Below are 17,989 nucleotides of genomic sequence, written 5' to 3' on the forward strand. Positions count from 1 at the left end.
CATGGATTGGCGCAGTAAGGCAGCATGCCTGACCGTAGACCCGGAACTTTTCTTCCCCATCGGGAACACGGGTCCGGCTATTAGGCAGGTCGCCGAGGCCAAGGCCGTGTGCCGCGAGTGCGAGGTCGTGGGCGTGTGCCTGCAGTGGGCCATCGACAACAATCAGGACTCCGGCGTGTGGGGCGGCATGAGCGAAGAAGAACGCCGCTCCCTCAAGCGCCGCGCCGCGCGCGCACGCCGCGCAGGCTGCTAACAAGCCACAGCGCCCACACGTGCCGCACAGACGATCAAGGCCGAGGATCCACAATGGATCCCCGGCCTCGTTCGTTGATCATTCACACCGCCTGGGCGGATCCCCGATCAGGCAGGGTCCAGGTTGGCGTGGAGCGTGACGAGCGTGCCGCCGCCCTCACGCGGCGCCCACTCGATCGAGCCTTTGAGCTCGCCGCGCACCATCTGGTGCACGATCTGCGTGCCCAGGCCGCTCATGGGCGTGCCCGGCACGAAGCCCACGCCATCGTCTGCGACGGTCACGGTCATGGATGTTCCCTCGCGCTCGGCGCGCACTTCGATGAGGCCATCACGGTCCGCGAGGCCATGCTCGACCGAGTTGGCGACCAGCTCGTTGAGGACGGTCGCCAGGGCCTGAGCCTGATCGGCCTGAATCGTGCCGAAGCTGCCGGTCGTGATGACCTCGACGGCGTGGTCCGTGGACGCGATCGCACCGGCCATGCGCACGATCGTGCGCGCGACCTCGTCGAAGTCAACCGACTCATCGACGTTCTGCGACAGGGCGGCGTGCACGGTCGCGATGGCCTGCACGCGGCGCTCGGCCTCCGCAAGAGCTACCTTGACCGCTTCCTCGGAGGAGCGGCGCGACTGAAGGCGCAGAAGCGCGGACACGGTCTGCAGGTTGTTCTTGACGCGGTGGTGGATCTCGCGGATCGTCGCGTCCTTCGTCATGAGTTCCTGCTCGTGACGGTGGACCTCGGAAACGTCGCGCGTCAGGATGACGGCGCCCAGGCGCTTACGCCCGTTCACGAGGGGCAGGGCACGCATGCTGACGGTCGAGGCACGCGCGGCGATCTCGACGCGCCAGGAGGCACGGCCCATGACGACGACGGCCATGGATTCCTCGATGAGGGTGCCATCCCCGATGACCTCGGTGATCTCCTGAGCGAGAACCTTTCCGGTCACGTGCGTGCGAATGCCGAGGCGGCGCAGGCACGACACGGCGTTGGGGGTCGCGTGCTGGACGCGGCCCTCCGCATCCAGTAGAACGGCGCCGTCAAGGACTCGCGGGACGCCGTGAGAGGTAACCTGCGGGGTGGAGTCGTAGGGGTATTCGCCGCGCGCCATCATCTGGCACAGGGTGTCGGCCGCGGCGACGGTCCACCCCTCGAAGCCGAGGGATAGACGCGGACTCGACAGGTTGGCCTCGCGCGTGACGACGGCGATGATGCGCCCGTCGTGGCACACGGGCACGCAGGTTTCCATCATCGAGTAGGTGCCGGCCCAGCGGGCGGCGGGCGAGCGCACGACCTGCCCGGTCTGCAGGGCGCGCCGCAGGTCGATTTCGCGGGCGGCGGGCAGGTGGAGGCCGATGATGTCGTCCACGTGGACGGTCGTCGAGGTCGCGGGACGACAGTGGGCGGCCGCGATGAAGCGTCCGTCGTCGGCGGGCAGCCACAGAACCAGGTCGGCGGCCGCCAGGTCGGCGAGCACCTGCCAGTCCGCGAGGAGGAGGTGCAGCCAATCGATGTCCTGCTCCGACAACGGCGTCGAAGAGGCTTCTTCAGCTAACTGCATGAGACTACGCATGCATCTACTCTAAAGGGAGAGGGGCCGCGAGGGCGGACCTTAGTTGTAAATGAGCGCCGGGACACGCTTCGGCGCCGCTTCTTTCGTCAGGAGAGCCATGCAATTCACGCAGTCCATGTCGTATCCCGGTACGGTCGACGAGGTCGTCACCATGTACCTAACCCCCACCTACCTGGAGCGACGCTTCGGCCAGTTTGTCGTGGAGGGTTCCTCCACCGTGTCGGTGGAGGGCCAGCGCGTGTCATTCGCCGGCACCGTGCGCCCAGAGCTTATTCCGGCGGCGGCCGCGCGCTTTGTCAAGTCCGATCTGCGCATCGCTTTCACCGAGGAGTGGACGACGAACGAGGCCGGGGCCTCCTCGCGCACGTCGGTGACCGTGGACGGCGCCCCGGTGTCCGTCGAGGCCACGTCCACGCTGGCGGGTGCCGAGGAGGGGTGCGTTCGCGAAGTAAGCGGCAACGTGTCGGTGCGAGTGCCGCTACTGGGCGGTCGCATCGAGAAGGAGGCAGTGGCTCACCTGGGCCGCGTCGTGGAGCGCGAGCAGGCGCTGGCCGCCGACTGGCTGGAGGAGCATCGCTGAACCTTCGCTACGCTCTGCGAGGAAACCCGCCCGCCCGGCGTTGCATTTCGGGCGGGCGGGGTCTTTTCGCGCCACAATAGGAGCCATGAGTGATACCCCTAAGTCTCTGTACATGCAGCGTACGGGCGTGCGTCAGTACGTCGCCCGCAACCAGGACGGCGCCGAGATCCGCATCGGTCACGGCCCCGGCCTCTTCTCCCCCGGCGACCTGCTGAAGCTCGCGATCGCGGGCTGCAACGCGATGAGCTCGGATGCCCGCATGGCGGCTCGCCTGGGCGACGATTTCGAGCAGTTCGTCGGCGTCTCCGGCGACTACGACCAGCAGAATGATCGTTTCACGCACGTGGACGTCGAGCTGGTCCAGGACATGTCTGCCCTGTCCGACGAGGAGATCGAGGATCTCAAGCGTCGCGCCGATGCCGCAATCAAGCGCAACTGCACGATCGAGCACTCGGTCGTCGATCAGGCGCTGCCGGCCTCGCACACGTGGACGAACGAGCGGATCAACTGACGTGAGCGTCGTCGACCGCCAGTACGAGGACCTGCTGGCGCGCATTATGCGTGAGGGCACCCCCAAGGGTGACCGCACCGGCACGGGCACGCGTTCCCTGTTTGGGGCGCAGCTGCGCTACGACCTGTCGAAGGGCTTCCCGCTGATCACGACAAAGCGCGTGCACCTCAAGTCGGTGGTCGGCGAACTCCTGTGGTTCCTGTCGGGTTCGTCGAACGTGTCCTGGCTCCAGGACAACGGGATCCGCATCTGGAACGAGTGGGCGGACAAGGACGGCGAGCTTGGCCCGGTGTACGGCGTCCAGTGGCGTTCGTGGAATGCCGGGGACGGTCGCCACATCGACCAGATCTCCCAGGTCCTCGAGACGCTGAAGACGAACCCGGATTCGCGCCGCATGGTGGTGTCCGCGTGGAACGTCGGCGACCTGCCGCAGATGGCGCTTGAGCCCTGCCACGCGTTCTTCCAGCTGTACGTGGCCGACGGCCGCCTGTCTCTGCAGCTCTACCAGCGCAGCGCGGACATGTTCCTGGGAGTGCCCTTCAACATCGCGTCCTACTCGCTGCTCACTCACATGTTCGCCCAGCAGGCGGGCCTGGAGGTCGGCGACTTCATTTGGACGGGCGGGGACTGCCACATCTACTCCAACCACACGGAGCAGGTGACCGAGCAGCTGAGCCGCGAGCCGTACCCGTTCCCGCGCCTGGAGCTCGCGAAGGCTCCTTCGATGTTCGAGTACTCCTTCGATGACATTTCGGTGATGGACTACCAGCATCACCCCACGATCAAGGCTCCGGTCGCGGTATGACGAAGCTGGGAGCGATTTGGGCGCAGGATTGCAACGGGATCATCGGGACGGGCACGGCCATGTCCTGGCATGTTCCCGCTGATTTCCGGCACTTCAAGGAGTCCACGATGGGCTGCCCGATCATCATGGGCCGCCGCTCGTGGGAGGCTCTCGGGCGCGTTCTGCCGGGCCGCACGAACATCGTCATCACCCGCACCCCCGGGTACGAGGCCGAGGGCGCTCTCGTTGTCTCCTCCGTCGATGAGGCGCTTCAGGTCGCACGCGAGGAAACCTCGCGCACGGACGCCCCCTACATCTGGATCACGGGCGGGGCTCAGCTCTACGCCGAGACCCTTCCCCTCCTCGACGAGGCCGTGGTGACCGACCTGGAGCTGGACGTGGCCGCGAGCGCACCCGAGGGGTCGTCCTTCGTGTATGCGCCGCCGCTGGATCCGGCGCTGTGGCGCAGGGACGAGGAGCGCAGCGACGCCGAGTGGCGTGAGCGCTCCGGCGATGCTCGCTGGAAGGTGAGCACCTGGGTGCAGCGCTAAGCGTTTCCCCGTTTCGATACCTGTCCAGCAAGGCCCCGCGCATCGCGCGGGGCGTTCGTCGTAGGATGCATTGTGCCCTCATCACCTTTGCTGACGAATCCGACGCTGCGCGCGCTCGTGGCGATCGCGCTGTTCACGTACACGGCGCAGAACATGCTTAACGTGTCGATCGCTCCCTTGTCGCGCGCCCTTGACCTGCCCGAGTGGATCGTGGGCGCGGCGGTGTCCTTGGCGGCCGCTGCGGTGACGGCGCTCAGCCAGTTCTGGGGGCGCCGCTCGATCGCGTGGGGACGCAGGCGCGTCATCCTGTTGGCACTGTTCTTAGCACTCACGGCGGGCACGCTTTTCTCGGCGGCAGTGTGGGCGCGAGCGGCCCGTTACATCGGCGCTTTCCTCGCGGCGGGCGCCATCATGGCGGCACGCGGCCCCTTCTTCGGCGCGGCCGTCGCCGCGATTCCGCCGACGGGCCAGGCCCTCGTCGCAGAGGTGACCCCCGACGAGGCCTCGCGCGTGCGCGGCACGTCCGCATTCTCCGGCGCGATCAACCTGTCCGTCATGGTCGGCTCCCTCGTCTCGTCGGCTCTGGGCGCCTGGTGGATCTTCGGCCCCGTGCACGCCACCCCGATCTTCGTCCTCATCGCCCTGGCCATCGCCCTGATCTGGCTGCCCCGCGACGGAGCATCCACGCGCCCGAGGAGGCGCTTGCCCCACCTGACCCGTGAGGTCAGCAAACAAGAGCAGGCAGCCCCGGCCTCGTCGATCGAAACCACGGCGGACACCAAGAGTGCGGGGAATGCGGACGGGGAACTGCCCCCGCGCGTGCGGTGGACCGACCGACGCATCGCCCCGTGGATCGCCTCGGTGTTCGGCATCTACTTCGCGAACGGCGTCGTTCAGATCACGATGGGATTCCTCGTCCAGGACCGCGGCGGACTCGAGCCCGCGCCCGCCGTTTCCGTCACCGCCCTCATGCTGCTGGCCAACGCCGCCGGCGCCATGCTCATGCAGCTGATCGTCGTGCCGCGCCTGGGGTGGAGCCCGCGCACTCTCCTGCGCACGGGCATGACGCTCGCCATTATAGCCCTCTCATGCCTGACGATCGCGCCGTCGCTGTGGGCGCTGGCAGTCTCAACGTTCGCGATGGGCATCGCCTCGGGCATGGCCTCCCCCGGCTACTCGGCGGGCGCGTCCCTGGCGGTGAGCGCGCGCGAGCAGGGCGGTATCGCCGGCGTCATCAACGCGACCGGCGCGATCACGTGGATCGTCGCCCCTGTCAGCGCCACGGCCCTGTACGGCTGGATGCCGCTGTCGCCCTTCCTGCTGGCGCTCTCGCTCGTCGCCCTGTCCTGCGCGTGCGCCTGGTGGCTCCTGCACCGCGCAAAGAGCGCGGACCGGCCCCTGGACTAGGACGCGACTAGGACGAGTGCCCCACACCTCAACGCGCGGGCGGCGCTATCCTAGAGGGGTACGTAAGCCCTACGCGAAGGAGCCACCTGTGGCACAAGAAACCCGCACCGAAACCGACTCGATGGGAGCCGTTGAGGTCCCCGCGAACCGCTACTGGGGCGCTCAGACCGAGCGTTCGCTGCACAACTTCGACATTGGACGCAACACCTTCGTGTGGGGCCGCCCGATGGTGCGCGCCCTCGGCATCCTGAAGAAGGCCGCGGCCCTGGCCAACGCCGAGCTGGGCGAACTGCCCGCCGACATCGCGAACTACATCGCGCAGGCCGGCGACGAGGTCATCTCCGGCAAGCTCGATGACAACTTCCCCCTCGTCGTCTTCCAGACCGGTTCGGGCACGCAGTCGAACATGAACGCCAACGAGGTCATCTCCAACCGCGCCATCGAGATCGCGGGCGGCACCATGGGCACCAAGACCCCTGTCCACCCCAACGATCACGTGAACCGTGGCCAGTCCTCGAACGACACGTTCCCCACCGCCATGCACATCGCGGTCGTCTCCGAGCTGCACGACATGTACCCGCGCGTGCGTCAGCTGCGCGACACCCTGGACAAGAAAGCCAAGGAGTTCGAGGACGTCATCATGGTGGGCCGCACCCACCTGCAGGACGCCACCCCGATCCGCCTGGGCCAGGTCATCTCCGGCTGGGTTGCTCAGATCGACTTCGCCCTCGATGGCATCGAGTACGCCGACACCCGTGCGCGCGAGCTGGCCATCGGCGGCACCGCCGTGGGCACCGGCCTGAACGCTCACCCGAAGTTCGGCGAGCTCACCGCCAAGAAGATCTCCGAGGAGACCGGCATCGAGTTCACGCAGGCCGACAACCTGTTCGCCGCCCTCGGTGCGCACGACGCGCTGGTGCTGGTCTCGGGCACGCTGCGTGTCCTGGCCGACGCCCTCATGAAGATCGCGAACGACGTGCGCTGGTACGCGTCGGGTCCGCGCAACGGCATCGGCGAGCTGATCATCCCCGAGAACGAGCCCGGTTCCTCGATCATGCCGGGCAAGGTGAATCCGACGCAGTGCGAGGCCATGACCATGGTCGCCACCCAGGTGTTCGGCAACGACGCGACGGTGGGCTTCGCCGGCTCGCAGGGTAACTTCCAGCTCAACGTGTTCAAGCCCGTCATGGCGTGGAACGTGCTGGAGTCGATCCGCCTGCTGGGCGACGCCTGCGTGTCCTTCGATACGAACTGCGCGTACGGCATCGAGCCGAACTACGAGAAGATCCAGCACAACCTGGACATCAACCTCATGCAGGTGACGGCGCTGAACCGCCACATCGGCTACGACAAGGCCTCGAAGATCGCGAAGAACGCGCATCACAAGGGCCTGTCGCTGCGCGAGTCCGCCCTCGAGCTGGGCTTCCTGACGGCCGAGGAGTTCGACGCGTGGGTCGTTCCCGCCGACATGACGCACCCCAGCGCCGCCGACGAGTGATCCGCTTCAGGCGCGCTAGCGGCTGACGCTTCGGCCCCGACCTCGCATTTACGAGGCCGGGGCCGATTTCGTATGTACGAGGCCGGGGATGCGCTGGAGCGGAAGTCGAGCATGACAGGGAATAAACCTCCAGATCACATAGTTATGTGTCATGTAAACAATTGGAGGGATTTATGACGTACACGCTCAGCACCCACAGCGATGCAGTCCACGCGGCCCTGCATCTGCTAGCCGACGACATGGGCTGCGAGATTCCCCCCTCGGACACCTCACAGGAACGCGCCTATCTGCGCGCCCTCATGAATCTGCGGGATCCCGCTCCCCTGCCTGATGGCTACCTGGAGGCCGAGGCGATTGTCCTCGACACCGAGCGCGAGCGTCAAGGGACCGTGACCTGGGAGGACGCCACGGCCTCGTCCACACACCCGCGCATGGCACTGTGGCGCGGCGACATTACCCGCCTGGAGGTCGACGCGATCGTCAACGCGGCAAACTCGGCGCTGCTCGGATGCCGGGCACCTGGGCACACGTGCATCGACAACGCGATCCACAGCGCAGCCGGGCTCGAACTGCGGCAGGCATGCGCCGAAGTCATGGCTGAGCGCACACGCGGCGACGGCCCCTCGGGATTCCCGACGGGCGAGGCCGTCCTCACCCCCGGCTTCCACCTGCCCTCGCGCTTCGTCATCCACACGGTCGGCCCCATCGTGAACGGAGAGCTCACTGACGAGCACCGGGAGGCCCTGGCTTGCTCGTACCAGCGATGCTTGGAGGAGGCAGCCGCACATGGGCTCAACACGGTAGCCTTCTGCTGCATTTCCACGGGGGTCTTCGGCTTCCCGCAGGAGGAGGCGGCCCGTATCGCGGTGTCGACCGTCGCCGATTTCCTTGAGTCTGACACCCGGGGCGCGTCCGAGGTGCGCGTCATTTTCGACGTATTCGGCGACCACGACGAGGCCCTGTACCGCGCCCTTCTTAGGCTCTGAACCATCACCGACGGAGGAGGCACCATGAACCGACCCACCACCCTGCGCGAGGCTATCGAAAGCGCTGACGCGATCCTGATCGGAGCGGGCGCCGGGCTGTCCGCCGCCGACGGAGACAATCACTCGGGCCCGGTATTCGATGAACGTTTCGCGGATTTTCACGCCGAGCGCGGCATCACGGACGCCTACTCGGGCGGCTTCTTTCCCTACCCCACGTCGGAGGAGCGCTGGGCGTTTTGGAGCCGCATGATTTCCCTACTGCGCTACGAGGCCAGCCCAGGGCAGGTGTACGCGGACCTGCTGAACCTCGTACGCGGTCGCGACTACTTCGTGATCACCACGAACGTCGATCACCGTTTCCAAAATTCCGGCTTCGACAAGGAACGCCTGTTCTACACGCAGGGCGATTACGGGCTGCTGCAGTGTTCGGCGCCCTGCCACGACACGACGTACGACAACGAGTCGTGGGTGCGGGATGCGGTGACTAGTCAGAAGGGCATGCGTATCCCGTCGGAGCTGATTCCCCACTGCCCGAGGTGCGGGGAGGAAATGACGACCAACCTGCGCATCGATAACCGTTTCGTTCAGGACGATGGATGGATGGCGGCTGCCGGTCGTTATCAGGACTTCTTGGAGCGCACGTCAAGTGGCCGCGTGCTTCACCTCGAGATGGGCGTCGGCATGAATACGCCGAGCATCATCAAGTTTCCGTTCTGGCGTCGTGTGTTCGACAATCCGGAGGCGACCTACGCGTGCGTTGCGCTGGACGCGGCGGCTCCCAAAGAGATCTCGGATCGTTCGCTCGTCATTCGCGGCGACATCGCCGAGGCCCTGGCGAGCGCGCGCAGATAACGAGCCTGGCCTCGTCCCTACCTCTGGGCGCGCGCTTTCTTGCGCATCTTCAGAATCGTCGAGGCGATGATGGAGAGCAGGAAGATGTTGAAGAGGATCGCGCCGACGCTCGGGGATACCAGCGTGGCCACGAGGCGCCCGACGGGGGCCGTGGCCGCTGCGGAGGCGCCGACGATGAGTCCGACGCGCAGGTCGACCATGCCATGGCGCAGATTGGTGACAGTGCCGGCGATGCCGGTGGGGATCATGACGAGGAGGGACGTGCCGCGCGCGATCAGATCTCCCGCGCCGACGGCGAGCTCCATGCCGGGCACGATGACGGATCCGCCACCCACGCCGACCAGGCCGGAGAGGATACCGGCGCACAGGCCGACCAGGATCATGAGGGCGCACGAGGCCGGTGTCAGCGACACACTTCCCTCTCGCGTGGGGACGTGCAGGTATTGGGAGACGATGACGAAGACGGTGAAGCCGATGAGGATCCAGGGCAGTGAGGGGGTCGGGAGGCGGCGCAGGAGCGACACGCCGACCTGTGAGCCCGCGAGCGCGCCGACGACGAGGAGGGCGGCTCCGGCCCAGGAGACCTCGCCGTGCAGGGCGTAGTTACCCGAGCCGACGGCAGCAGTGACGATGATGGCGGCGAGCGACGTGGCCGAGGCGCGGCGCTGATCCATGCCCAGGACGCCCATCAGGGCGGGCACGATGACGAGGCCGCCTCCCACTCCAAAGAGTCCGGAGAGGAAGCCAGCACCTACGCCTGTCGCGATGACGAGGAGGATACGGTTCATGGTGAGGGGCTGGGAGTCCGCGTTGGCCATGCTTCTACTGTAGTACTGGGTTATTGTGCGCTCTGAGACGAGGCTTCACCCCGCGCGAAATGGAAGTCCCGATCCTGTTCACGGGCCCACGGGCGGGCGTAGACTCCTCGCATCAACGAAAGGAAATGCGATGTCCAACGTTCTGATTGTGTCGGGACACCCGCGCACCGGCGATGATTCGGTTGCGAATAAGACGATCCTGGAGGAGCTGGCGGTCCTGCTTCCCGACGCCGAGATTGATCATCTCGACGAGCTGTATCCCAACTACACGTTCGACGTTGAGGCGGAGCAGGAGAAGCTTCGCAACGCGGACGTCATCGTCTTGCAGTATCCGCTGTGGTGGTATGGCTGGCCGGCGCTGCTGCAGAAGTGGATGGAGGACGTGTTTGTGCGCGGTTTCAGCCACGGGTCTTCGGGTACGGCTCTGCGCGGTAAGAAGCTGGTCGTGTCGGTAACGACGGGGGCTTCTCAGGCTTACTACGCGCCAGAAGCCGTCGATTTCAACGACTTGCTGACGCCCGCGAAGGCCACGTGTGCGCTGACGGGCATCGAGTTTGCGGGGAGCCTTCCCCTGTACGGGGTGTCGTACGCGAATCGCACGGATGAGGCGGCGCGCGCCGACATGGTGCAGCGTTCGCGCGAGCACGCGAAGCGCCTCGCGGAGTTCGTCTCCTCCCTCTGAGTTTGCGCTCCCCTGCGGTCAGGCAGGGCGCATAACCCACCCCCGACCTCGTCCAATACGAGGCCGGGGCCGGGAGCAGGTGAGGCTGGTGCCGCCGAGACGCAGGGAGTGCGAGGGGCCGAACTTCGCATCTGAGTGCTCCGTTAGGATGGGGGCATGATTGATATGCGGGACCCTCGAGGGATTATTACGTTCATCGTCCGGTATCTGATGCTCCAAGTGGGCCTCCTGGTCTTACTCGTACTCTCCTTGTCATCCAGCCTCGTTCTGTTGACTTTTTTCTGTCTCATGGGCTTCTTCACCTTCTTCCAGGTGTTGGCGTCCATCTCCCGGGATTTTCTCGACCACGCCGGGTTGTGGAAGGCTATCGTGATCGCGGTTACTGTCCTCATCGACGTACCCATCCTGTGGTGGTTCGGACGACTGGTGGCGGGCATTGCCGGCGGCGGGTCCGACTGGTGGCTCGTAACTTCATGGATGCCCTTCCACTTCTTCGCTGCCTTCTTCGCGTGGGGACTCCGCGAGATCTTCCACTCGCCGGACCCTCAGCAAACTGCCACGCCCAGCGCCTCTGACACTCCCACCGATCCGGCTGAAACCGAGAACCCGGGCGATTCCAACGTTGCAGACGCCCCAACAGCGACCGGGGTTACCGAAGCAGACAGCGACAGCGGCAGCGACAAGCAGTAGTCCGTTGTCTTAGGAGTGGATTCGACTGCTCCCCTGCCGCTAGACAAAAGGCGCAAACTGGCCCCGACCTCGCTTTCACGAGGCCGGGGCCGGACGCCTACTTCTATTTTCTCTTCTTCGGTGCAGGTACTTCTTCCCACATCGCGTCGACGATGTCTCGCAGTGCGTCGCGGTCCTCCACCTCGACGAGGAGCATCTCCTTCGCTCCCTCGTAGGGGATGGTGCGCGGGGCATCGGGTAGAAGACGTTCGGAGGCGGGCGTGACCTTGAGCAGGAACCGGTCGTCGTATATGCCACCCACGACCTTGCTCCGGTAGTAGAGAACATATTCGCCCATCATCTTGCGATACGACACTTCTTCTAACCCGGACAACAGCTCGAGGACATACTCTCGATACTCCTCACTGGACGACATCTGTTCCCCCATTTTTCCCGCCAAACACGATGCTTTCCCCTTCCTGCGCGACACTGCGCGGCGTCTTCTGTCGTAGCCCGTGCCCCTCAGTGTAGTCGCCTGACGTCAGGGCTCCTCAGCGACGATTCCAATCGGGTGCTCGTGTCCGTATGGTTTCCCATTCATTTCCTCACTGCGGGCCTCACCTGGGGACTACGCGAGATCATCGACGCGATGGGCTCGCGAGACACTGCCACGCCCCGCGCCTCTGGCACTCCCACCGATCCGGCTGAAACCGAAAACCTCAGCAAAGCCGAAGACACAGAGGCAGACACCCCGACGGCCACCACCGGCGTCACCGAAGCCGACACCGACAAGCAGTAGTCCGTTTCCTCAGGAGCGGTTTCGGCTACTCCCCTGCCACCAGGCAGAACGCGCAACCCGGCCCCGACCTCGTCGTCACGAGGCCGGGGCTGGGTCAATCACTCAGGTTCAGACTGCCGGTCATTCGGTTCCGCCATAACCTGCAGATACTGGACACCCCCTTGGTTAATCAAATCCAAAGCCAAATCGTTGATGATCGGCAGCACCTCGTCGATAGTCAAGAGCGGATCGAGTTCCATCGTGATCGGCTGGAACCTCACAATGGGCTCCATGTATTCAGTGCCGAGCAGACTATTACCTAAGCTCATCCCGTGAATGTAGATCGGCTTTTTCTGAATACCGACAAGACCCGCTCTGATCCTAAAACCGCCGTGTGCCTGCCGTTCTTTCGCATGGCTACGCAACAGAGTAATGAAGTCCGTAACTGCAGTTTCGACTTCATTGCCTCTACAGTGGTTAGTCATTCACACCGGGTAACGGTCACTCCACCGCGGGTCAGTAACCAGGAGTCCCAGTTGATATGCTCCGACAACCGTTGCATCATCGTGCAAGAACTTACGAAAGTACCCCCGAGAACTTTGGTATCCCCGGATGATCCACTGACGGAGTCCCTTTTTTACTTCCCCACCACTCCACCAGTTATCTACTCTGGTTCCACTTACGAGTTCCGGAGCAATCGGCGCGTTCGCGTATTGATGTATCAGATCTACAGTAGTCGGCACGCGTCCAGTAACTGCCTCGTGGGGAACAGCAGCTAAGGCAAGAAATACCCCGTCTTCCGGGCGTAGCGCCTCACAGGCACGCTCGTAACGATCTTGAAGGAGGCGTTCCTGATCATCTGCGTGTTGGAAACGTTCGCGAAAACCCCGTTCGATCTCACGATCACTCATGTACACGGTGTGGGGACCATTACGACGTGGCGCCACAAAAGCATCGTCGCCTTTTTTCGCAAAGTGAGGAGCATCAGCAGAGTCCGGAACCCGCATCATGACGAGACTCCCGCCGCCTTCATTGCCACACGGCACCTCATGGAACTCGAGTCCAACTACCGGAGGTCCGATCTTCGCATACGCCGCCCTCAGGATCCTCTGCTGGTCGGTGGCAGACCAAGAAATTGGGACGATCTTAGAGGCGGTGTTCTTGTCGCCGTCTTCTTCAATCCCAAACACAATCCATCCGCCGCCGCTATTCGCCATGGCAGCGATGTCTTTTGCGGCTTCTTCATCCCATCGCGGCTTTCGCGAATCATAAGCAACCCGCTTCCAGTCGAGGTCACTAGTTTCTTCAACGCTGTGCTCGACCGCTTGTTTGAACAGGATGATGGAAATATTCCCCGGTTCAAGACCCAGTGCTCGGTGAATAGGCGTAAACATATGGATCCTTGTCGTCATAGTTCGTGTAGAGGATCGAACTCGTCAAGCAGCAGCACTTGAACGAGTCCCTTTCAATGCCAGCACCCAATATTGAAAGGCAACTGGCGTAGCGGTCCCGACCTCGTCGTCACGAGGCCGGGGCCAGCTCGTCACAGCCCTCCGAGTCCCGAGAATCGTTCGACCCAGGTCCGCAGGGCGTCAAGGACGCGCGAGCGGATGGCTTCGCGGCTGCCACCGCCACCAAAGCGGCGGGCCGGCGGGAGGATCGAGGACAGGCCGGTCCCTTCGTCGGGGACGTAGCCCTCGCGCAGAGAGTCGTACGCGAAGTCCCGCGCGCCCTCGCCGAGGCGTTCGGCCTCAATGATTGCGTCGAGTTCGCTGTCGCGCTTGGCAGCGATGAAGGACTCGAACTCTGTTGGAACATCCCCGTTGAGGGACACTCGGCGGTAGAACTCTTCGATGAGGTCACGTTTGCCGCGCAGGGCGGGTGAAGCGGCGAGGGCGCGCGTGATTTCGACGGGGATTTCGCGGTCGTCGCCGTCGCCACGCTCGCCCCGATGATGCTCGACGAGCATGAGGATGTAGTCGACGTTGATGTCGACCTGCTTGACGAGCTCCATTTCGAAGACGAGCTCATCCGCGATCGGTTCCTTCTCCACCTTCGAGCGCTCGCGCGCCTCGTGATAGAGGTCCAGGTAGACGCTCCTGTAGTCTTCGAGCTCGCGCGAGGCGATCGTGTCATCGCCCTCGAAGTCGTCGAAGGACGTGAGGATGTTGCGCAGGCGCAGGACCTGCCCCATGAGGTCGATGAAGCGCTTCTGTTCCTTTTCGGATGCGATCGATCCGATGGGCAGCGGGAAGCCGATGCGAAGCTGCTCAATGGTCTCGAGGTAGGTGGACAGGTACTCGCCGTATGGGCGCAGGAGTACCTGACCGCGCGCCTCTTTGTTGCCGAAGAGGGCGATCGCGTCGTTCGTGGCCTCTTCGAGGTTGCGGAAGCAGACGATGTTTCCGAATGTCTTGACGGAGTTGAGGATTCGGTTGGTGCGCGAGAAGGCCTGGATGAGGCCGTGGGCGCGCAGGTTCTTGTCGACCCACAGGGTGTTGAGGGACTTGGAGTCGAAGCCGGTGAGGAACATGTCGACGACGATCACCAGGTCGATACGTCTTTCGGCGAGAGCCGTTGACAGGCTCGTGTAGTATCCCTCGAATCCCGAGGCATCGGTGCCGAAGCTGGCACCGAACTGCTGGTTGTAGTCGGCGATCGCCTCGTCGAGGAAGGCACGGTCGTCCTGGGAGAGGGCCGAGGGGTCCATGGATTCGTCGGAGAGCAGACCGGTGCCCGGCGCCTCGGCGTTGGGCGCGTATGAGTAGATGATTCCGACGCTGAGCCTGCGCGCCTCCGGCAGGTCAGCCTGCTGGCGCTTGAACTCCTGGTAGTAGGCACGGGCAGCCTTGATGGAGGAGGTGGCGAACAGGGAGTTGAAGCCGTTGACGCGCAGTTCCTTGTACTGGAAGGAGGCGTGCCGCTTCGTCTTTTGGTCGAAGTGTTCGAGGATGTAGGAGACCACGGCCGAGATGCGCTGCGGGTTCATGTAAGCGCTGTCGGTATCGATGCCTTCGACGTCGTGGTTGTCGATGTCGTCTCGCACGCGGAACGAGTTGAGGTAGTCGACGCGGAACGGCAAGACGGTCTTGTCCCGGATGGCGTCGACGATCGTGTAGGAGTGCAGCTGGTCCCCGAAGGCCTGCTCGGTCGTCCGTAGGTTTGCTTTGCCGGAACTGGAAGCATTGTCCGCAAAGATGGGCGTTCCGGTGAAGCCGAAGAGGTGGTAGTTACGGAAGGCTCGCGTGATGTCGGTGTGCATGTCGCCGAACTGGCTGCGGTGACATTCATCGAAGACGAGGACGACGTGCCCGGAGTAGATGGCGTGCCCGCGGTGGCTCTTGACGAAGGTCGCGAGCTTTTGGATGGTGGTGACGATGATGGGCGTGGACGGATCGTTGATTTGCTGGGCGAGCTGGCGTGTGGATTGGTTCGCGGAGACGGTCCCCTCGGCGAAGGCGTTATATTCGCGGATGGTCTGATGGTCGAGGTCCTTGCGGTCGACGACGAAGAGGACCTTGTCGACCCCCTCCATGCCTGCAGCGAGCTTGGCCGTCTTGAAGGAGGTGAGGGTCTTTCCGGAGCCGGTCGTGTGCCAGACGTATCCGCCGGCGGCGACGGTGCCCGTCTGCTTGTTCATGCTGGAGGTCTTGATGCGCTGGAGGATCGCTTCGGTCGCGGCGATCTGGTAGGGGCGCATCACGAGGAGTTCACCGCGGGTGTTGAGCACGCAGTAGCGCGTAAGGATGGAGAGGATGGTGCGCTTGGCCAGGAATGTGGCGGCGAAGTCGGTGAGGTCCGGAATCTGATTGTTGGCGGCGTCGGTCCACCACATGGTGAATTCAAAGGATCGCGCGTTGGCGGCGGCCACCTGTCGGCGCGTGCCCTGGTTTTCGGTGATGTGCTGGAGGCGCACGGTGTTGGAGTAGTACTTGGTGTGTGCGCCGTTGGAGATGACGAAGATCTGCACGTAGCCGAAGAGTCCGTCGCCGGCGCCGGCGTGGAAGGAGTCGCGCTGGTAGCGGTCGATCTGGTTGAAGGCTTGGCGCAGTTCTTCACCGCGCCGTTTGAGTTCGATGTGGACGAGGGGCAGGCCGTTGACGAGGATGGTGACGTCGTAGCGGTTGGAGCGCGCGCCCGTGTCGATGGCATACTGGCGGATCACCTGCACCTTGTTGCGGTGAATGTTGGTCTTGTCGATGAGGCTGATGTTCTTGGTGGTGTCGTCGTCGCGGGTGAGGACCTGCACGTGGTCCTCCTGGATGCGGCGGGCTTTGGCGACGACGGGATTCCCGTCGGAGGAGCGGACGTCGACGATCGAGTGACGGTAGAAGTCCTTCCATTCCCGGTCGCTGAAACGGTAGTTGTTGAGGGCCTCGAGCTGGACGCGCAGGTTCGCTTCCAGGCCGTCGCGGTCGTGGATGTCCACATATTCGTAGGCTTGGGCGCACAGCTGCTTGATGAGGTCGTCCTCGAGGGCGGCTTCGCTCTGGTAGTCCTGCTCCGGGTCGCGGGTCGGGTGATAGAGGCCGACGACCGTGAATTCGTCGGAGACGACGACGGGTTCGATGCGGGGGCGAGGTGCGTCGGTGGACACTCGCGTTCCTTTCTCTACGGGTCTCTTTCACGAGGCCGGGGCTGGCACGCGGGAGGCTTCCCTCCCATCTGGTGACGTTGATCCGATGCTAACGTCACCCACCGTCATCTGCGTCCAGGCTCAACCGGCGGTGTCAGCTAAGCGACAAACCTGAAGCCTGTTCAACCCGACTGATATAGCACTGAACGCCGAGTATAATCGCGTGGCAACGACGCAGAGGAGGAGACCAACACGGCACGATCAATCGTTGATGTCGCAGCCTACATCCTGGAGCGCACCGATACGGTAACGACAATGAAGCTCCAGAAGCTTGCCTTCTATTCTCAAGCTCAGCACCTCGCTCAGTACGGATCCCCACTCTTCCCAGAAGCTTTCCAAGCATGGCGCGGTGGACCCGTCGCTCCCGATCTCTACGCTCTGCATCGCGGCAAGTTTCTGATTCGTCCAGGCGAACTATCGTCCGGCGACTCATCTGCTCTCACTGATGCTGAACGCAAGCTCATCGATGGCGTATGCTCCACGCTAAGTGGGCTGACAGGTGCTGAGTTGAGTGAACGAACGCACGTGGAAGACCCCTGGCTGCACGCACGTGAGGGCCTAAGGCCATCCGCTCCCTCGGATGCAGTTATCACTCAGGAAGCAATGCGCAGCTACTACCAGGAGCATCCCATCCTCGATTGATCGCCTAATGACGCCCCTTTGCTCTGGTGCTGCTATGAACCCTAGAACAATTGCAGGGCAAGGGCTGACATGGGCCCCTCGCACACCGAGGGGTGACCGCGAAACCTGACAAAACAGGGCCTCGTAATAGTCCATTCGTGGACGGCAAGCTGAAGTCACGCCCTCGTGTTTCCCCTCACGTATGCGTGAGGGGAAACACGACTATTCGGAGGTTCTGTTGAGGAACGCGCTGACCACAAACAACGAGTCCTGCATGTAATTCCCCAGCCAATCTGGCTCTTCGCATTTGAGGGTGTAGGTGTTGTGGGCGGGGTTGGGTGTGTCGTGGCCGGGTAGGGGTCGAGGTCTTTCGATGATGGAGATTCCTACACCGTCCATCTGAAAGACCTCGACGTGGCCAATACTATCTTTGATCGCCCTGATCTGAGCGCGTTCACGCGCCTGGATGACCTGGGGTTGGAGGTGACGGGCCAGCGCATGTGGCCAGACCATGCAGTGTTGGCGTGCCGGATTGCTGGTGAGGATCGGTGGTGTCGACGCTGCGGATGCCAGGGCATTTCTCGTGACACGGTGGTCAGGCGCTTGGCGCACGAGCCCTGCGGGTGGCGTCCCACGATCTTGCACGTGAGCGTGCGCCGCTACCGGTGCGAGACGTGTGCTCACGTGTGGCGCCAAGACATGAGCCAAGCGGCCGATCCACGCGCCAAGCTCTCGCGCGCAGCGGTGCGCTGGGCGCTCACTGGGCTGGTCGTTCATCATGTGACGGTGACGCGC

At 63.8% G+C, this 17,989-nt stretch carries 19 protein-coding genes and 1 pseudogene; 14 read left to right on the plus strand and 6 right to left on the minus strand.

Features of this window, described 5'->3' with window-relative positions:
- Nucleotide 1: 1 nt before the first annotated feature.
- Nucleotides 2-253 carry a WhiB family transcriptional regulator gene (locus tag ACTODO_RS00060; protein ID WP_003789909.1) on the plus strand — a complete coding sequence of 84 codons (252 nt, stop codon included), beginning with the start codon at nucleotides 2-4 and terminating at the stop codon, nucleotides 251-253.
- Between the two features lie 107 nt (nucleotides 254-360).
- Here ACTODO_RS00060 and ACTODO_RS00065 read toward each other — a convergent pair whose 3' ends face one another.
- A complete protein-coding gene (locus tag ACTODO_RS00065) occupies nucleotides 361-1,821 on the minus strand; it encodes a sensor histidine kinase (RefSeq protein WP_003789912.1) in 1,461 nt (486 codons plus the stop codon).
- A gap of 97 nt (nucleotides 1,822-1,918) precedes the next feature.
- Between ACTODO_RS00065 and ACTODO_RS00070 the strand changes: the two genes are divergently transcribed.
- From ACTODO_RS00070 to ACTODO_RS00105, 8 genes are all read left to right on the plus strand, one after another.
- On the plus strand, nucleotides 1,919-2,401 hold the full coding sequence (locus ACTODO_RS00070; RefSeq protein ID WP_208853672.1) for a DUF2505 domain-containing protein: 483 nt from the start codon (nucleotides 1,919-1,921) through the stop codon (nucleotides 2,399-2,401).
- Between the two features lie 85 nt (nucleotides 2,402-2,486).
- A complete protein-coding gene (locus tag ACTODO_RS00075; RefSeq protein WP_003789918.1) occupies nucleotides 2,487-2,912 on the plus strand; it encodes an OsmC family protein in 426 nt (141 codons plus the stop codon).
- Between the two features lies 1 nt (nucleotide 2,913).
- Nucleotides 2,914-3,717: a thymidylate synthase gene (locus ACTODO_RS00080; RefSeq protein ID WP_003789920.1), complete on the plus strand. Its 804-nt coding sequence runs from the start codon at nucleotides 2,914-2,916 to the stop codon at nucleotides 3,715-3,717.
- Nucleotides 3,714-4,247, plus strand: a complete 534-nt coding sequence (locus ACTODO_RS00085) for a dihydrofolate reductase (protein WP_003789921.1) — start codon at nucleotides 3,714-3,716, stop codon at nucleotides 4,245-4,247. Before ACTODO_RS00080 ends, ACTODO_RS00085 begins: the two co-directional genes overlap by 4 nt.
- A gap of 72 nt (nucleotides 4,248-4,319) precedes the next feature.
- Complete coding sequence (locus ACTODO_RS00090) at nucleotides 4,320-5,654, plus strand: MFS transporter (RefSeq protein ID WP_034511707.1); 1,335 nt, start codon at nucleotides 4,320-4,322, stop codon at nucleotides 5,652-5,654.
- 88 nt (nucleotides 5,655-5,742) lie between these two features.
- Nucleotides 5,743-7,152, plus strand: coding sequence for a class II fumarate hydratase (fumC, locus tag ACTODO_RS00095; RefSeq protein ID WP_034511708.1), 1,410 nt, complete (start codon nucleotides 5,743-5,745; stop codon nucleotides 7,150-7,152).
- Between the two features lie 173 nt (nucleotides 7,153-7,325).
- Complete coding sequence (locus ACTODO_RS00100; protein ID WP_003789929.1) at nucleotides 7,326-8,138, plus strand: protein-ADP-ribose hydrolase; 813 nt, start codon at nucleotides 7,326-7,328, stop codon at nucleotides 8,136-8,138.
- Between the two features lie 24 nt (nucleotides 8,139-8,162).
- Complete coding sequence (locus tag ACTODO_RS00105) at nucleotides 8,163-8,990, plus strand: SIR2 family NAD-dependent protein deacylase (protein WP_003789931.1); 828 nt, start codon at nucleotides 8,163-8,165, stop codon at nucleotides 8,988-8,990.
- Between the two features lie 17 nt (nucleotides 8,991-9,007).
- Here ACTODO_RS00105 and ACTODO_RS00110 read toward each other — a convergent pair whose 3' ends face one another.
- Entirely contained in the window at nucleotides 9,008-9,808 is an 801-nt protein-coding gene (locus ACTODO_RS00110) for a sulfite exporter TauE/SafE family protein (RefSeq protein WP_003789933.1), read from the minus strand.
- 130 nt (nucleotides 9,809-9,938) lie between these two features.
- Here ACTODO_RS00110 and ACTODO_RS00115 point away from each other — a divergent pair, with 130 nt between their 5' ends.
- Both ACTODO_RS00115 and ACTODO_RS00120 read left to right on the plus strand, forming a co-directional pair.
- Complete coding sequence (locus ACTODO_RS00115; RefSeq protein ID WP_003789935.1) at nucleotides 9,939-10,490, plus strand: NAD(P)H-dependent oxidoreductase; 552 nt, start codon at nucleotides 9,939-9,941, stop codon at nucleotides 10,488-10,490.
- 156 nt (nucleotides 10,491-10,646) lie between these two features.
- Complete coding sequence (locus ACTODO_RS00120) at nucleotides 10,647-11,180, plus strand: hypothetical protein (RefSeq protein ID WP_003789937.1); 534 nt, start codon at nucleotides 10,647-10,649, stop codon at nucleotides 11,178-11,180.
- A gap of 103 nt (nucleotides 11,181-11,283) precedes the next feature.
- Here ACTODO_RS00120 and ACTODO_RS00125 read toward each other — a convergent pair whose 3' ends face one another.
- Nucleotides 11,284-11,607, minus strand: coding sequence for a TfoX/Sxy family protein (locus ACTODO_RS00125; protein WP_003789940.1), 324 nt, complete (start codon nucleotides 11,605-11,607; stop codon nucleotides 11,284-11,286).
- A 129-nt stretch (nucleotides 11,608-11,736) separates the two neighbouring features.
- Between ACTODO_RS00125 and ACTODO_RS00130 the strand changes: the two genes are divergently transcribed.
- Nucleotides 11,737-11,958: a hypothetical protein gene (locus ACTODO_RS00130; protein WP_131332733.1), complete on the plus strand. Its 222-nt coding sequence runs from the start codon at nucleotides 11,737-11,739 to the stop codon at nucleotides 11,956-11,958.
- A 98-nt stretch (nucleotides 11,959-12,056) separates the two neighbouring features.
- Here ACTODO_RS00130 and ACTODO_RS10945 read toward each other — a convergent pair whose 3' ends face one another.
- From ACTODO_RS10945 to ACTODO_RS00140, 3 genes are all read right to left on the minus strand, one after another.
- The gene (locus ACTODO_RS10945) at nucleotides 12,057-12,422 is read right to left on the minus strand and encodes a hypothetical protein (protein ID WP_003789944.1); all 366 of its coding nucleotides are present in this window, start codon (nucleotides 12,420-12,422) and stop codon (nucleotides 12,057-12,059) included.
- The gene (locus ACTODO_RS00135; protein ID WP_244262484.1) at nucleotides 12,423-13,349 is read right to left on the minus strand and encodes an AlbA family DNA-binding domain-containing protein; all 927 of its coding nucleotides are present in this window, start codon (nucleotides 13,347-13,349) and stop codon (nucleotides 12,423-12,425) included.
- Nucleotides 13,350-13,480: 131 nt separating this feature from the next.
- Nucleotides 13,481-16,534, minus strand: a complete 3,054-nt coding sequence (locus ACTODO_RS00140) for a type I restriction endonuclease subunit R (RefSeq protein ID WP_003789949.1) — start codon at nucleotides 16,532-16,534, stop codon at nucleotides 13,481-13,483.
- A gap of 294 nt (nucleotides 16,535-16,828) precedes the next feature.
- On the opposite strand from ACTODO_RS00140, the gene ACTODO_RS10350 reads away from it, so the two are divergent.
- Entirely contained in the window at nucleotides 16,829-17,215 is a 387-nt protein-coding gene (locus tag ACTODO_RS10350) for a Panacea domain-containing protein (protein ID WP_081445754.1), read from the plus strand.
- A gap of 393 nt (nucleotides 17,216-17,608) precedes the next feature.
- Nucleotides 17,609-17,989: pseudogene (locus ACTODO_RS10355) on the plus strand (transposase family protein); the annotation flags it as partial.

The sequence above is a fragment of the Schaalia dentiphila ATCC 17982 genome (assembly GCF_000154225.1).
GTDB lineage: Bacteria > Actinomycetota > Actinomycetes > Actinomycetales > Actinomycetaceae > Pauljensenia > Pauljensenia dentiphila.

Excerpts from the sequence above, each read along its gene's own strand:
- ACTODO_RS00100 (WP_003789929.1), top strand. The coding sequence starts at position 7,326 with ATGACGTACACGCTCAGCACCCACAGCGATGCAGTCCACGCGGCCCTG.
- ACTODO_RS00125 (WP_003789940.1), bottom strand. The coding sequence starts at position 11,607 with ATGGGGGAACAGATGTCGTCCAGTGAGGAGTATCGAGAGTATGTCCTC.
- ACTODO_RS00085 (WP_003789921.1), top strand. The coding sequence starts at position 3,714 with ATGACGAAGCTGGGAGCGATTTGGGCGCAGGATTGCAACGGGATCATC.
- ACTODO_RS00115 (WP_003789935.1), top strand. The coding sequence starts at position 9,939 with ATGTCCAACGTTCTGATTGTGTCGGGACACCCGCGCACCGGCGATGAT.
- ACTODO_RS00065 (WP_003789912.1), bottom strand. The coding sequence starts at position 1,821 with ATGCGTAGTCTCATGCAGTTAGCTGAAGAAGCCTCTTCGACGCCGTTG.
- ACTODO_RS00060 (WP_003789909.1), top strand. The coding sequence starts at position 2 with ATGGATTGGCGCAGTAAGGCAGCATGCCTGACCGTAGACCCGGAACTT.
- ACTODO_RS00105 (WP_003789931.1), top strand. The coding sequence starts at position 8,163 with ATGAACCGACCCACCACCCTGCGCGAGGCTATCGAAAGCGCTGACGCG.
- ACTODO_RS00135 (WP_244262484.1), bottom strand. The coding sequence starts at position 13,349 with ATGACGACAAGGATCCATATGTTTACGCCTATTCACCGAGCACTGGGT.
- ACTODO_RS00120 (WP_003789937.1), top strand. The coding sequence starts at position 10,647 with ATGATTGATATGCGGGACCCTCGAGGGATTATTACGTTCATCGTCCGG.
- ACTODO_RS00110 (WP_003789933.1), bottom strand. The coding sequence starts at position 9,808 with ATGGCCAACGCGGACTCCCAGCCCCTCACCATGAACCGTATCCTCCTC.
- ACTODO_RS00070 (WP_208853672.1), top strand. The coding sequence starts at position 1,919 with ATGCAATTCACGCAGTCCATGTCGTATCCCGGTACGGTCGACGAGGTC.
- ACTODO_RS10350 (WP_081445754.1), top strand. The coding sequence starts at position 16,829 with ATGAAGCTCCAGAAGCTTGCCTTCTATTCTCAAGCTCAGCACCTCGCT.
- ACTODO_RS00075 (WP_003789918.1), top strand. The coding sequence starts at position 2,487 with ATGAGTGATACCCCTAAGTCTCTGTACATGCAGCGTACGGGCGTGCGT.
- ACTODO_RS10945 (WP_003789944.1), bottom strand. The coding sequence starts at position 12,422 with ATGACTAACCACTGTAGAGGCAATGAAGTCGAAACTGCAGTTACGGAC.